This window comes from Actinomadura sp. K4S16, from assembly GCF_008327685.1.
GTDB lineage: Bacteria > Actinomycetota > Actinomycetes > Streptosporangiales > Streptosporangiaceae > Spirillospora.
The window spans coordinates 214,996-229,024 of sequence record NZ_BDDE01000017.1 but is presented as its reverse complement, the minus strand read 5'-3'; the positions used below and the strand labels follow the sequence as shown (position 1 = coordinate 229,024).

The window sequence follows — 14,029 nt, the reverse complement described above, 5'->3', positions numbered from 1 at the left end:
GGTTCAGGCGCCGACCATGTTGAAGCCGCCGTCGGCGAGCATGTAGGCGCCGGTGATGTGGGAGGCGTCCTCGGTGGCGAGGAACAGCGCCGTGCCCGCGACCTTCTCGGGCGGCGGGATCGTGCCCAGCGGCGTCTGCGCGATGAGCTTCTCGCGGCGCCCTGACTTCCAGTCCTCGCGCTCCAGCGTGGCGCCGGTCTCCATGAAGCCGGGCGCGAAGGTGTTCACGCGGACGGCCGGCGCGAACGCCGCCGCGTACGACTTGGTGATGCCGAGCAGCCCGTACTTGGCGGCGGCGTACTGGGGGGCCCGCGCGCTGCCCCGCACGACCACCGTCGATCCGATGTTGATGATCGAGCCGTGGCCCTGCTCCAGCATGCGGGAGCCGAACTCGTGCGTCATGAGCAGGGTGCCCTTGACGTCCACGTCGATGACGCGGTCCAGCGACTCCTGGGTCAGCTGCCGCCACGACATCTGCTCGGTCGCGACGTCCCCGACGTTGTTGACCAGGACGTCCAGCGTGCCCGCCCACGCGAAGACCTCGTCGGCGAGGCGGCGGATCTCGTCCCAGGACGAGATGTCCGCCTGCACGACGAACGCCTCGCCGCCGGCCTCCCGGACGCGCTCCGCCGTGCGCTCGGCGCCCTGCTTCGAGCTGTTGTAGTGGACGCCGACCCGGGCGCCCTCCTGGGCGGCCCGGACGGCGATCTCCGCCCCGAACCCCGTCCCGGCCCCGGTGACCAGCACCGTCTTCCCGGCGAACCGAGGGAAGATGCCCTCCTGCGTGCTCATGCGTTCTCCTCTGATCAGACGAGAGTGCGGCCACCGTCGACGTACATGACGTGCCCGGTGATGAAGGCCGCGTGCGGCGAGGACAGGAACAGTATCGGGCCGACGATCTCCGCTGCGGTGCCCAGCCGCCCGGCCGGGACGAGGCGCACGAGCTCCTCGCGGACGCCCGGCCGCGCGAGGTATCCGGCGGTCAGCGGCGTCTCGACGTAGCCGGGCGCGACCGCGTTGACCGTGACGCCGTGGCACGCCCACTCGGCCGCCATGACCCGCATCATCTGGTTCATTCCGCCCTTGGACGCGGCGTACGGGCCGTGCTTGCGGTGCGCCAGGTGCCCGGACACCGAGGACAGGAGCACGATGCGCCCGCCGCCTGCCTCCACCATGTGCCGCCCCGCCGCCTGCGCCGCGCCGAACGCGGTGGACAGGTTGGTGCGCAGCACCCGGTCCCACTCGTCCTCGGTGAAGTCGAGGATCGGGCGCCGGTCGTTGACGCCGACGCAGTGCAGGAGCACGTCCAGCCCGCCCATCGCCTCCACCGCCCGCCGGACGGCGTCGGCTCCGGCGCCCGGCTCGGCCAGGTCGGCCGCGAACGTGTGCGCGCCGGTCCCGTCCGGGCCCGGGGGCAGAGCGTCCAGCCGCGCGGGGTCGCGGTCGACCACCGTGACGACGGCCCCGGCTCGGAGATATCCCCGAACGCACTCCGCGCCGATCCCGCCGGCACCGAGCACGAGTACCCGAGCGCCCCGCAGCCCAGGCCAGTCAGCCGCCGCGTCCGACGCACCATGAGCCGCCGCGGACCCGTCAGCCACGTGTTCCACCCGTCACTTTCGCTTAATGAAAGCCGCTTTCATGTTGTGGTCGAGTATCCGAGGACCCGCAACCCGCCGTCAAGAGGCCTGGGCGGAGCCTTCGGGGGTGCGGGGGCCTTGACCCGGCAAATGAACGCTCGTTTAATTTCGGTATGGGACGCATTGCCGGCGTCACGCGCGCGGAGACGCGCGAACGGCTGCTGAGCGCGGCGGCCGACGAGTTCGCGCGGCGCGGGTACGACGGGACGCGCGTCGCCGACATCGCGCGGGCCGCCGGCGTCAGCAACGGCGCTCTGTATGCGCACTTCGACTCGAAGGCGGAGCTGCTGGTGGCGGCGCTGCGTGCGCACGGGCGGCGGCTGCTGGCCGAGCTGTTCGCCGCCGAGCCCGACCGCCCGGTCGTCGAGCTGCTGCTCACCATGGGGCGGTGGCTGCCGAACCGCCGCGACGCCCGCGCCCACCTCGTCGTGGAGGCCCTCGTCGCGGCCCACCGGGACGAGGACGTGGCCCGTCCCATGCGCGACTACGTCGGAGAGCGCGCCGAGTGGCTCGCCGGGCTGATGCGCATCGCCCAGGCGGGCGGGGAGATGGACCCGGCGCTCTCCCCGAACGCGCTCGCCCACCTCTGCCTGCTGCTCGGGATGGGGAGCGCCCTCATCCCGCGGGACATGCACGCCGTCGGGGACGAGGAGTGGGTCGCACTGCTCGCGCGGATCGTGTCCGCGCTCGCGCCGCCCGGAACGACAGGGGGAGGAACCCAGTGAAGGTGCAGATCGACCCGAAGCGCTGCCAGGGGCACGGCCGCTGCTACGACCTCGCCCCCGGCCTGTTCGGCGAGGACGACGAGGGATACGGCGTCGTCCTCGGCGACGGAGTCGTCCCCGAGGGCGGGGAGCACGAGGCCCGCCTCGCGGTCGCGAACTGCCCCGAACGTGCGATCGACGTCCTCGGGGAGGCGTGAGATGACCGCGGACGACCGCTTCGGCAAGGACTTCCGGGACGAGCGGGCCAGTCGTCCGCTCGGCACGCGCAACGAGGTCGTCACCGGCCCGGTCTCCGACTGGGCGACCGACTTCTCCCACCTGGAACCGGAGTGGGCCGCCGACCCGTACCCGATCCAGGACGACCTGCGGCGGCGCTGCCCGGTCGCGCGGACCGAGCGGTTCGGCGGCGGCTGGCTGCCGACCCGCTACGAGGACGTGGCGGCGGTCGCCTACGACACCGAGCGGTTCACCTCCCGCTCGGTCGTCATGAGCAACTTCCGGCCGCCGCGCGAGGTGGAGCCGGTCGGCGTCACGCCGCCGATCTCGTCCGACCCGCCGTTCCACCACGACGCGCGCAAGCTGCTGCTGCCCGCGTTCAAGAAGTCGGCGGTGGCGCGGCTGGAGTCCGCGACCAGGGCGTACTGCCACGAGCTCATCGACTCCTTCGAGGGCCGCGAGACGGTGGACGCCGCGCAGGAGTACGCGCAGCACATCCCGATGCGGGTCATCGCCGACATGCTCGGCTTCCCGCCCGAGGACGGCCCCCGGTTCCGCGAGTTCGTCGAGAACACCCTCGAAGGAGTCAACCTCCCCCCGGACGAGCGCATCGCGCGCATGGACAAGCTGTTCGACTACCTCCTGGAGCAGATCCGCGACCACGTCGCGAACCCGCGCGACGACCTCACCACCTATCTGATCGAAGCCGAGTTGTACGGGCGCAAGCTCGACCCGTCCCACGTCTCGGGGACGATGGCGCTGCTGCTCATCGCCGGGATCGACACGACCTGGAGCGCGATCGGCGCCTCGCTGTGGCACCTGGCGAGGACGCCGGCGGACCGCGAGCGCCTCGCCGCCGACCGGTCGCTGCTGCCGACCGCGATGGAGGAGTTCCTGCGCGCCTTCGCGCCCGTCACGATGGCGCGCCTCGTGAGGGAGGACATGACCTGGCGCGGCGTCGAGATGAAGGCCGACGACTGGGTCCTGCTGTCGTTCCCCGCCGCCAACCGCGACCCGGCCCAGTTCGACCGCGCGGACGAGATCGTCATCGACCGCGAGGTGAACCGGCACGCCGCCTTCGGCCTCGGCATCCACCGCTGCGTCGGCTCGCACCTGGCCCGCATGGAGCTGCGCGTGGCGCTCGACGTCTGGCTGGAGCGCGTCCCGTCCTTCGCCCTGGCCGACCCGGCGGCGGTCACGTGGGCCGCCGGCCAGGTCCGCGGCCCCCGCACCCTCCCCGTCCGCATCACGTAAGGCGTTCGGCCAGCCGGGGGAGCAGGCGCAGGGCGTTCCCCCGGTCGACGGCGCGGTGGGCGCGCTCGTCCAGCACCGGGTCGCGGTCGAGGTCCCGGGTGTTCAGCGCGACCTCGCGGGCGGAGTTCGCGGGCCAGTCGGTGCCGAACAGGACGCGGTCGGCGCCGACGGCGGCGATCAGGGACGGTGCGGCGTACGGGGACACCGGCAGGGCCGTGTCGTAGTGGAAGCGGCGGAGCGCCGGACGCATCCGCGCCGGGAGCGGGCCGCCGTCCTCCCGGGCCGAGCGCTCGGCGCGTCCCGCCATGTACGGCAGGAACCCGCCGCCGTGCGACAGGACGACCGACACCCGCGGGTACCGGTCGAGGGTCCCGGCGGCGATGAGGTTGAGCGCGGTGCGGGTGGTGTCGAGCAGGTAGTCGGCGAGCCAGTCCCCGACGCCCGGCGCCTCGGGCAGGCCCTTGGGGGCGACCGGGTGGACGAACACGACCGCGCGGCGCTTGTCGAGCTCGGCCCAGAGCGGGTCGAACATCGGCTCCCCGAGGTAGTGCCCGGCGGCCGAGGTGTTGAGGAGGACTCCGTCCGCGCCCAGGTCGTCCAGCGCGTGGGCGAGCTGCCGCACGGCGAGGTCCGGGTGGAGCATCGCCACGTTGGCGAAGAAGCCGAACCTCGTGGGGTGCTCGCGCACCAGCTCGGCCAGCGACTCGTTGCACACCTGGACGCCCGAGGCGGCGATCCCCCGGTCCAGGAACACCTCGGCGGGCACCGGCGCGGACGCCACCCCGGCGGCGATGCCGTTGGCGTTCATCGTCCGCAGGGTGCTCGGCAGCGTCCACTGGGCCCAGGACGGTCCGCCGGTCGGCGGGAGGAGGCCCTGCTCGACCGCCCACTCCCGCATCCGGGGCGGGACGGCGTGATGGTGGGTGTCGATCCTGCCGCGCGGCCGCCGGGGGGCGGCGGCCGCCTCACCTGCCGGAACGGCGGCCGCGGCCATCGCCAGGCCGGCCACCTGCAGGGCGCGGCGGCGGGTCGTCTCGGGCATGCGCGTCTCCCTCACTCGTTCGATGCGCCGCCCACCAAGCTCTCTCATACGAGAAAGTCTCAAGTGGGACTATATCAGAGGCCCCTAAACTGGGGCCATGCTCGACGACCTGCTCGAACGGCTCCTGTCCGAGGACGGCGACCCCGCCGTCCGGCACGTGGGGCTCGGCATGCTGCTGGCCTCCGCGCACAACCGGAGCCGGGCGAGCATGAACGGCGAGCTGGGCCGGCTGGGGATCGACGTGCGCGAGTTCAGCATGCTGCTGGCGCTGGAGATGTACGGGCCGTCCAGCCAGCGGCGCCTCATCGACCTCACCGGCATCGACAAGTCCACGATGGTGCGCATCGTCGACGAGCTGGAGGACGGCGGCCTGGTCCGGCGCGAGCGCGCCCCGCAGGACCGCCGGGCCCACTCGATCAGCCTGACCCCGGACGGGACGCGGACGCTGGAGAGCGCCCGGCGCGCGGGGGCCGACGTGGGCGAACGGCTCTTCGGCCACCTGGACGGCGACGACCGGGACCGTCTCGTGGACCTGCTTCGCCGGATCGCCGAGCACGCGGACGAGGGCTGACCGGTCCCGGCACCGCACCGGCGCCGCGGGTGGGTGCGTGTCGTATACGAGGGCTGTGGCGCTGAGTAAGAGAGAGGTCACGCGGTATAGAAGCTCGCAGCGCCGTACAGGAGAGTGCACATGATCCTTATGCCGGGCCGGTCGTCATGAGCAGCGCGGACGAGGTCGTCGTCCACGAGACGCTGCCCGTACGCGTCCTGGTCGGGCCGGGTGCGAGCGATCTCGTCGCGGACGAGGTCGCGCGGATCGGGGCGGAGAGGGTGCTGCTGGTCGCGGCGCCGTCCGCCGCCGGGCCCGCCGACCGGATCGCCGGGGCGCTCGGAGGACGGCTCGCGGCGCGCTTCGACCGTCCGGCGCCGCACACCCCGGTCGCCGTGACGGCGCGCGCCATGGAGGACGCCGCGGGCGCGGACTGCGTCGTCGCGGTCGGCGGCGGCTCCGCGATCGGCCTCGCCAAGGCGGTGTCGGCGCGGACGGGGATGCCGCAGGTCGCCGTGCCCACCACCTATGCGGGCTCCGAGATGACGCCCGTGCTGGGCGAGACCGAGGACGGCGTGAAGACCACGCGCCGCGCCCCCGGCCTGGCTCCCGGCACGGTCGTCTACGACCCGCGCCTCACCCTGGGCATGCCGTCCGGCCTGACCCGGACCAGCGCGATGAACGCGCTCGCCCACGCCGTCGAGGCCCTGTGGGCGCCGGACGCCACGATGGTCACCGACGCGCTGGCGGCCGAGGCCGTCGCCGGCATTCTGGGCGCGCTGCCCGAGGTGCTGGACGACCCGACCGGAATGGAGGGGCGCGCGCGCCTCCAGTCGGCCGCGTGGCTGGCCGGGATCTGCCTGGCGCAGACCCGGATGGGGCTGCACCACCAGCTCGCGCACGTCCTCGGCGGCGCGTTCGGTCTCCCGCACGCCGAACTGCACACGATGCTGCTCGCGCACGTCATGGCGTTCAACCTGCCGTCGGCGCCCGCCGCCTCGGCCCGGCTCGCCCGGGTGGCCGGGCCGGACCCGGTCGCCGTCGTCGCCGCGCTGGCCCGTGCGCACCGGGGCCCGACGCGGCTGTCCGCTCTGGGCGTCCCCCGCGAACGGCTCCGCGAGATGGCCGGGCGGGTGGCGGCCGATCCCTACCCCAATCCCCGGCCGCCGGACGCCGACGCGGTCGCGGAACTGCTCGACGCGATGTGGTGAACGGCCCGGTCCGCGCAAGGACTTGATCACGATCGTGTCGTTCCGCTGCCGTGGTCCGGCCGTTGTCCTACGCTCACACCTCATGCGTGGACCATTGGTGCGAATCACGTCCGTCCTGCTTGCCGGGACGTCCCTGCTCGCCGCTCCCGCCGCGCACCCCGCGGCCATGGCCGCCGCCAAGGCAGGCGCCGCCAAGACCGACCTGGGCAAGGACCTCGACGCCATACTCGCCGACGGCCGCCTCGAAGGCGCGACCGTCGGCGCGGTGGTGCGGGACGCCCGGACGGGCGCCGTCCGCTACTCGCGCGGCGCGACGGCGCAGGTGATGCCCGCCTCGAACATGAAGCTCTACACGTCGGGCGCGGCGCTGTCGCTGCTCGGCCCCGGGTACCGGTTCCGCACCGGCGTGTACGCCCGTGGAGTGTCCGGCTCGACGGTCAGGGGCGACCTCTACCTCAGGGGGACCGGCGACCCGACGACGCGGGCCGCCGACTACGACCGGCTCGCCGCCCAGGTGGCGGCGCGGGGCGTCCGGCGCGTCGAGGGCGACCTGGTCGCGGACGACACCTGGTTCGACGCCGTCCGCACGCCCTCCCACTGGGACCCGACGGACCTGCAGTACTACTACGCCGCGCAGACGTCCGCGCTGACCGTCGCGCCCAACGCCGACTTCGACGCCGGGTCGGTCGAGGTGTCGGTGCGGCCGGGCGGCGCCGAGGGCGACCCGGTCGAGGCGGGGCTGTCCCCGGCCACCCGCACCGTCAAGATCGACAACAGGGCGGTCACGGGCGCGCCGGGGTCGCCGTCCACGCTGGCGGTGAACCGGGCCGTCGGCAGCGACACCATCGTGGTGAGCGGCTCCTACCCGGCGGGCGCCGCGCCCTACACGACCCTGCGGACGGTCGACAATCCCACCCTGTACGCGGCGGACGTGTTCCGGAGCGCGCTCCAGGCCCACGGCGTCGAGGTCGAGGGCGTCACCGAGCGCGGCAGGACACCGCGGGGCGCCGCCGCGCTCGCGGTCCGCTCCTCGATGCCGCTGTCGCGGCTGATGGTGCCGTTCCTCAAGCTCAGCAACAACATGGTCGCCGAGACCCTGGTCAAGGCCATCGGCCGGGAGAAGGCGGGCATGGGGAGCTGGGAGGCGGGGCTGCCGGTGATCGAGAGGTATGCCGGCCGCCAGGGCGTCCCCACCGGACGGCTGGAGATGGCCGACGGCTCCGGGCTGTCGCGCGAGAACCGCACCACCGCGCAGGACGTCAGCACCATCCTGAAGAAGGCGCAGAGCGCGCCCTGGTTCCCCGCCTGGTACCGGGCTCTGCCGGTCGCCGGGGACCCGGACCGCCTCGAAGGCGGCACGCTGCGGTCGCGGATGCAGGGCACCCCCGCCGCGGGCAACGTGCACGCCAAGACCGGCACGCTGACCGGCGCCTCCGCGCTGTCGGGCTACGTCACCGACCCGTCCGGGCGGCGGCTGGTCTTCTCGGTCGTGCTGAACGGCTACCAGGGCGCCGCGCCCAAGGACATCGAGGACAGGATCGCGGTCCGGCTGGCCGGGGGAGACCCCGCCGCCGTCCGGACGTTCCGCGTCTCCGGGAACTCCCCGCAGCTGGAGTGCTCCTGGATCGGGCGCTGCTGACCGCTGACCCTGCTGACCGCTGCCCCCGCTGACCGTCGGCGAGGCGCGTCCCGCTGACGGCGGAACGCGCCTCGCCGGCGCGGGTCATCCCTGGTCTCTGGGCACGTAGAGGCGGATGTCGTCGACGAACGCCTCACCCTCGTAGTAGTTCAGGTGCGGGTCGCCGATGATGAAGGAGTCGGGATAGGCCGAGCCCTTCGGCCAGCTGTGCTCGGTCGTGTACGTCCCGGCCGGGCCCTTGTGGACGAGCCTGCGGTCGAACCGGCCGTCGTACTCGCCGGGCGTCTGGTTGTAGTGCCAGATCGGGCGCCCGTTCTCCACGAAGTCGTGGTGGACGCGCAGCGTGGTCTGCCCGGTGTGCAGGAACGGGCCGCTCATCTCCAGCGTGTACCCGGTCCGGTCGCGCTCGATGGCGAACCGGTAGGCGGCCTTCGGCAGCAGTTCCGGCCGCAGCTCGGCGCTGGTCAGGTGCCCCTCGAACCGGCCGCCCGGCCCGTACCGCCGGTCCATGGACGCCTCTCCGCAGGCGGTCTTGGCGTAGTACTCGTTGCTGATGTTGTTGTTGGCGGTCTCGCGGAACAGGTCGCCGCGCGGGAACAGCGCGTTGACGCCGTTGAAGGTGCCCTCGAACGTCCGGTACATCTTCCGGGTCTTCGGGTTGCAGGTCGCGGCGTTCTTCCAGCGGGCGTCGTCGCTGTAGTAGCCGTCCATGATGACCTTGCGCCGGAAGTGGATGCCCGGGTTGCCGTGCGGCGCCGGGGTCGCGTAGTCGAGGATCGTCAGGTAGTAGAACCCGTTCTCCCGCGTCACGTCGGGGTACTGGCACCGCGACCTGCCGGGCAGGGCGCCCTGGAACGTCCACGGGTACCGGGTCTTGCACGGTTCCATGGTGTAGCCGTTGTGCCTGCCGTCGTAGTCGAACGTGCCGTTCCGCTTGCCGCCGAACTGGATGCCGCGCAGCGTCATCTCCACCCGGTAGTACCGGGGCAGCGGGCGGGTCGGCCGGATCAGGACCCCCGCGTCCCAGCTCGGCTCGGAGATCCGCCCGGCGGTCCGCCCGCCCGGCAGCGACACGGCCGACAGGCCGGGCCGGGAGTCGGGGCGCCCGTCGCGGTCCTTGTCGACGGCGGCGACCTCCGCCGTCAGCCACCCCCGCTCCCCGAAGGCGACGCGCTTGCGGAACACGTTGAGGGTCTTCATCTGCCGTTCGAACAGCGGCCCGCTGAGCCTCCGCCACGCCTCCCCGTCGTCGTCGAACGCGTCGACGTGCCACGGGCTGCGCGGCCCCTGCGGGTCCAGCCGCCACGGCGCGCCGTCGACGCGCAGCGGCCGGTCGAACCGCTCCCGGGCGACCAGCTTCCACTGGCCGCCCGCGGAGGCTCCGACCGGCCATCCCGCGGCCGCGATCGCGACGGCGGCCGCTCCCACGGCCACGCCCGCCACTTTCCTGCTCATCCTCAAGACGCACACCCTCCCCGTGGAGCGCGACCGCGCTCCGTCCCTGGACGTCGCAACGCACGGGGATTATATGAATACAGAGAGTGACGTTCGGGGAGGCTGGCCCTGAGCGGGTCAGCGCTGGGACAGGTAGCGCTCGGCGGTCTCACGCAGGCGCGCGTGGATCCCGTCGTAGGCGGAGACGCCCGGCAGAGCGGTCTTGGGGAGCTTCGCGAGCATCGTGTAGTTGGTGTCGACGACATTGCCGGCCGGGGCGAGCCCCGCCTGGCTGACGAGCTGGTACGCGTCCAGCTCGTCCAGGCCGAGCAGTGCGGACGTCCAGGTGACCAGGTCGTGCTGGCTGATCCGGAACGCGTCCTCCAGCGGGCGGGCCGAGCCGGTCGACATCAGGTGGAGGTCGTCCTCCAGGCGCGGCCACGCGGGCGCCGCGCCCTTGACCAGGTCCACGACCACGACGGTGTTCATGGCCGCCTCCACGGCGGTGCCGCAGACCTCGCCCTCGCCCTGGCGGCAGTGGCCGTCGCCGATCGAGATCATGCCGCCCGGGACGTTGACCGGGAAGTACGCCGTGGTGCCCGCGCGCATCTCCGGGGTGTCCATGTTGCCGCCGTGCGCCCCCGGGGTGATGCTCATGATCACCTCGTTCGCGGCCGGGGCCACGCCCACGGTGCCGTGCATGGGGTCGAGCGGCAGATCGATCTCCAGGTCGCTCGCGCGGGCCCGGAAGCGGCAGATCCCGCGTTCGGCGTCCACGTCGTACATCCACACCCGCTCCGGCAGGGCCGGGTGCAGCATCGCCGTCGTGTGCGTCGCGGTCAGCGCCCCGAAGTGCGGGAAGGTGGACGAGACCGCCCAGTCGCGGGCGGGGCGGATGTCCACGAAGTGCACCGCCACCGCGTCGCCGGGCTCGGCGCCCGCCACCGCGATGGGGCCGGTGACGGGGTTGAGGTAGGGGAAGGCGCACACCTGGCTCGGCAGGTCGTCCACCCCGCGGACCGCGCCGCCGAAGCAGTCCTCGGTCGTCAGCTCCACGACGGTGCCGGGCGCGACGGTGAGCGCCGCCTCCCGCCCGCCGAACGCGAAGCCGGGCTCGGCGTCCCCCATGGAGACCACGTCGAACGTCACTTCTCGTCCTCCTCTTCGATGCCGGCCAGCGCCGGACGGCGCTTCATGAGCAGCAGACCGACCAGCAGCACCACTCCGATGCCGAGCCACAGGAAGCCCAGCTCCTGCGCGGCGACCTTCGCGTTGACCACCACGTAGCCGAGGATGCCGAAGCCGATCACCGGTGCGATCAGGTGGCGCCACCAGTCCCGGCTGCCCGACCGGACGACGTAGTGGACGACGACCGAGACGTGCAGCACCAGGAACGCCGTCATGGCGCCGAAGTTGACGAGCGAGCTGAGCAGCGTGATGCCGTCCTCGCGCTGCTCCATGTAGAGGCCGAGGCCCAGCGACACGGCCGCGACCACGAGCGTCGCGTTGACCGGGACCTTCCGCCGGGGGTGCACCTTGGCGAGGAACTTCGGCAGCTGCCGGTCCCGCGCCATCGCGTACAGCAGCCGGGACGTCGCGGCCTGCGCCACCAGCGAGTTGGCGAAGCCCCACGCGATCGCGGTGGCGAGGGCGGTCAGCTTGGCCAGCCACGCGCCGCCGGCGACCCGCGCGGCGTCGTAGAAGGCGACGCCGTCCGCGTCCCCCTCCTTGATCAGCTTGTCCGGGTCGGTGACCAGCAGCGAGGCCACCCAGGTCTGGACGATGAACAGGACGCCGACCAGCAGCAGCGCGGCCACCATCGACCGCCCGATGGCGCGGGCGGACTCGCGGTTCTCCTCGGCCAGCGTGGAGATGCCGTCGAAGCCGAGGAAGCTCAGCACCGCGATCGACACGGCGCCGAACACCAGCCCCCACGAGAACGTCCCGCCGTTGTAGATCGGGGTGAGGCTCCCGCCGCCGTGGCCCTTGCCCTGGGCGAGCGCCACCAGGCCCACCACCAGGAAGATCGCCAGGATGACCAGCTCGGCGACCAGCATGATCCGGTTGATCCGCGCGGTCATCTCGATGCCGAAGAAGTTGACGACCGTGTTGAGCACGACGAACGCGATGAGCCAGAGCCACACCGGGACGCCCGGCACGAGCGAGTTCATCGCCACGCTGGCGATCAGGTACAGCAGGGACGGCACCAGCACGTAGTCGAGCAGGATCATCCAGCCGGACAGGAACCCGACCGGCGCCGTGATGCCCCGCCCGGCGTAGGTGTAGACCGACCCGGCCATCGGGAACGCCCGCGACATCTGCGCGTAGGAGCCGGCGGTGAACAGCATGGCCAGCATCCCGATCGCATAGGCGAGCGCGACCATGCCGCCCGACCCCTGGAAGACGCTGCCGAAGATGCCGAACGGCGCGATCGGCACCATGAAGATCAGTCCGTAGACCACCAGGTCCTTGAACGTGAGAGAGCGTCGCAGCTCCTGGGTGTACCCGTAGCGCTCGATGCCCTCGGGCTGCGCCGAGTCGACGGCCATGCTTCCTCCTCTGACCGCGCGGACGCGGGTGGATCCCGCTCAGCGGAGCCTAGAGGTAATCTTTTCAAATGGAAAGGTTTCGTCTGGTAAAGATCAGAGGCGCGTGACCACGGTGAGGTCCAGGCCGTCCGCCCTGGCCAGATAGCGTTCCGGCCGCGGCGGCCCGAGCGGCGCGGCCGCCCAGGCGTGCCGGGCGACGGGGTCGGCGCCCGCCAGCAGCCGCGCCGAGGCGGCCCTCCCATGCCGCACGCCCAGCATCCCCGCGGCGGCCAGGGCCGCCAGCAGGTGGACGCCGTCGTAGCAGCCCTCCGCGTAGACGTCGAGGACGGGCGCGACCTCGCCGAACGCCGAGCGGTACCGCTCGGCCAGCGCGATCTGCCGCTCGTCGCCCTGCCCCGCGAACGACCGCATCGCCGAGTACAGCTCCCCGGTGTCGTCGCCGCCGGAGGCGAGCAGGACGTTCTCCTCCAGGGCCCCCGACAGCCGGACGACCCGGGCCGACAGCCGCGAGGCGGCGAACACCCGGTTGAACACGACGAGGTCCCGGCCGACCAGGCTGAGCAGGATCGCCTCCGCGCCCGTGCGCGCCAGCGCGTCCACGATCTCCTCGAAGCGCGCCTCCGGGTCGTCGCCCGGCGCCCAGGGGAAGGGCACGAGCCGGTCGAGGACCACCTCGCCGCCGGCCGCGCGGACCAGCCGCGCTCCCGCCCGGTGCACCGAGCGCGGCCAGATGTAGTCGCTGCCCACCAGCGCCCACCGCCGCAGCCGCAGCCGCGAGCTCAGCCAGTCGAGGGCGGTGCCGAGCTGCCGCTCCGGCGAGTCGCCGAGCAGGACGACGCCCTCCCGCCGCGCCCCGCCCTCGTGCGGCGGCGTGAACACGTACGGCGCCCGCCCGGCGAGCGCCGCCTCCAGGCCCCGGTGAACGTCGCTCGTGTGGAAGCCGACGAACGCCTGGACGAGCCCGGTGTCGGCGAGGAACCGCGCCTCGCCCGCCACCGCTCCCGGCGAGCGTCCGGCGTCCACCGGCACCAGCTCGACGGCGCGTCCCGCCGCCCCGCCGGAGGCGTTGACCTCGGTCGCGGCCAGGCACGCGGCGCTCAGCCCGGACGGCCCGGTCAGCCCGAGCGGCCCCGACAGCGGCAGCAGCAGCCCGAGCCGCAGCACGGCGGGATCAGGGCCGGCGACCAGCACTTCCGTGCTGTCCCGCACCACCGAACGCATCACCGCCGAACCCTTCATGACCAGGTCATCTATGCTATCCGCTACGGGTGACCGGCAAGGGAGGCGACTTGGTGGCCGAGCAGCACGACGCGGTGGCGCGTACGGCGGCGAGCGATCTCGTCGACATCCTCACACGCACCCAGCGCAGTCTGGCCCGCGACCTGGGCGCCCGTCTAGAGCAGGAGGAGGGCGCGACGGTCGAGCAGTGGCGGGTGCTGCGCGCCCTGGCCGAGGCCGAGGACGTCTCGATGGGCGAGCTCGCGGTCATCGTCGAGATCCCGCACCCCACCCTGACCCGGCTCGTGGACGCCCTGGTCGACTCCGCCTGCCTCTACCGGTCCCACTCCAGCCGCGACCGCCGCCGGGTGTCGGTGCGCGTCTCCGACCTGGGCCGCGCCAAGCTGGAGCGGCTGGAGGCGCTGGCCCGCGCCCACGAGCAGGCCCTCGCCGAGCGGCACGGCCGCGACACGGTCCAGAACCTGTCGGCCCTCCTGTCCGACCTCTGGAAGGGCATCCGCTGACCCGGCGCCCGCCCGCGGGTGCGTGAA

At 73.0% G+C, this 14,029-nt stretch carries 14 protein-coding genes; 7 read left to right on the top strand and 7 right to left on the bottom strand.

Annotated features, from left to right (window positions below; all coding sequences use genetic code 11):
* Nucleotides 1-3: 3 nt before the first annotated feature.
* Nucleotides 4-792: an SDR family NAD(P)-dependent oxidoreductase gene (locus K4S16_RS27120; RefSeq protein ID WP_149261853.1), complete on the bottom strand. Its 789-nt coding sequence runs from the start codon at nt 790-792 to the stop codon at nt 4-6.
* A 14-nt stretch (nt 793-806) separates the two neighbouring features.
* Nucleotides 807-1,601 (bottom strand): SDR family NAD(P)-dependent oxidoreductase, encoded by a 795-nt coding sequence (locus K4S16_RS27115; RefSeq protein WP_149261852.1) that lies wholly within the window; start codon nt 1,599-1,601, stop codon nt 807-809.
* A 152-nt stretch (nt 1,602-1,753) separates the two neighbouring features.
* Between K4S16_RS27115 and K4S16_RS27110 the strand changes: the two genes are divergently transcribed.
* The 3 genes from K4S16_RS27110 to K4S16_RS27100 are packed head-to-tail and all read left to right on the top strand — an operon-like array spanning nt 1,754 to nt 3,835.
* Nucleotides 1,754-2,365, top strand: a complete 612-nt coding sequence (locus K4S16_RS27110; protein ID WP_149261851.1) for a TetR/AcrR family transcriptional regulator — start codon at nt 1,754-1,756, stop codon at nt 2,363-2,365.
* Nucleotides 2,362-2,562: a ferredoxin gene (locus K4S16_RS27105; RefSeq protein WP_149261850.1), complete on the top strand. Its 201-nt coding sequence runs from the start codon at nt 2,362-2,364 to the stop codon at nt 2,560-2,562. Before K4S16_RS27110 ends, K4S16_RS27105 begins: the two co-directional genes overlap by 4 nt.
* A 1-nt stretch (nt 2,563) precedes the next feature.
* Nucleotides 2,564-3,835, top strand: a complete 1,272-nt coding sequence (locus tag K4S16_RS27100) for a cytochrome P450 (RefSeq protein ID WP_149261849.1) — start codon at nt 2,564-2,566, stop codon at nt 3,833-3,835.
* Here the strand turns inward: K4S16_RS27100 and K4S16_RS27095 are convergent.
* Nucleotides 3,828-4,877 (bottom strand): amidohydrolase family protein, encoded by a 1,050-nt coding sequence (locus K4S16_RS27095; protein WP_160161050.1) that lies wholly within the window; start codon nt 4,875-4,877, stop codon nt 3,828-3,830. The genes K4S16_RS27100 and K4S16_RS27095 overlap by 8 nt on opposite strands.
* Nucleotides 4,878-4,974: 97 nt before the next feature.
* Between K4S16_RS27095 and K4S16_RS27090 the strand changes: the two genes are divergently transcribed.
* The 3 genes from K4S16_RS27090 to dacB all read left to right on the top strand — a co-directional run bounded on the left by K4S16_RS27090 (nt 4,975) and on the right by dacB (nt 8,277).
* Complete coding sequence (locus K4S16_RS27090) at nt 4,975-5,448, top strand: MarR family winged helix-turn-helix transcriptional regulator (protein ID WP_149261847.1); 474 nt, start codon at nt 4,975-4,977, stop codon at nt 5,446-5,448.
* 146 nt (nt 5,449-5,594) lie between these two features.
* Nucleotides 5,595-6,638, top strand: a complete 1,044-nt coding sequence (locus tag K4S16_RS27085) for a maleylacetate reductase (RefSeq protein WP_149261846.1) — start codon at nt 5,595-5,597, stop codon at nt 6,636-6,638.
* A 97-nt stretch (nt 6,639-6,735) separates the two neighbouring features.
* A complete protein-coding gene (dacB, locus tag K4S16_RS27080; RefSeq protein ID WP_235037102.1) occupies nt 6,736-8,277 on the top strand; it encodes a D-alanyl-D-alanine carboxypeptidase/D-alanyl-D-alanine-endopeptidase in 1,542 nt (513 codons plus the stop codon).
* Nucleotides 8,278-8,361: 84 nt separating this feature from the next.
* On the opposite strand, the gene K4S16_RS27075 is transcribed toward dacB, so the two are convergent.
* The 4 genes from K4S16_RS27075 to K4S16_RS27060 all read right to left on the bottom strand — a co-directional run bounded on the left by K4S16_RS27075 (nt 8,362) and on the right by K4S16_RS27060 (nt 13,499).
* Nucleotides 8,362-9,732, bottom strand: a complete 1,371-nt coding sequence (locus K4S16_RS27075; RefSeq protein WP_149261844.1) for a hypothetical protein — start codon at nt 9,730-9,732, stop codon at nt 8,362-8,364.
* Between the two features lie 117 nt (nt 9,733-9,849).
* Nucleotides 9,850-10,860 carry an acetamidase/formamidase family protein gene (locus K4S16_RS27070; protein ID WP_235037101.1) on the bottom strand — a complete coding sequence of 337 codons (1,011 nt, stop codon included), beginning with the start codon at nt 10,858-10,860 and terminating at the stop codon, nt 9,850-9,852.
* Nucleotides 10,857-12,260 (bottom strand): APC family permease, encoded by a 1,404-nt coding sequence (locus tag K4S16_RS27065; protein WP_149261843.1) that lies wholly within the window; start codon nt 12,258-12,260, stop codon nt 10,857-10,859. The genes K4S16_RS27070 and K4S16_RS27065 overlap by 4 nt, the downstream gene beginning before the upstream one ends.
* A gap of 93 nt (nt 12,261-12,353) precedes the next feature.
* Nucleotides 12,354-13,499, bottom strand: coding sequence for a substrate-binding domain-containing protein (locus K4S16_RS27060; protein ID WP_149261842.1), 1,146 nt, complete (start codon nt 13,497-13,499; stop codon nt 12,354-12,356).
* Between the two features lie 53 nt (nt 13,500-13,552).
* On the opposite strand from K4S16_RS27060, the gene K4S16_RS27055 reads away from it, so the two are divergent.
* Entirely contained in the window at nt 13,553-14,002 is a 450-nt protein-coding gene (locus tag K4S16_RS27055) for a MarR family transcriptional regulator (protein ID WP_200842146.1), read from the top strand.
* Nucleotides 14,003-14,029 lie beyond the last annotated feature (27 nt).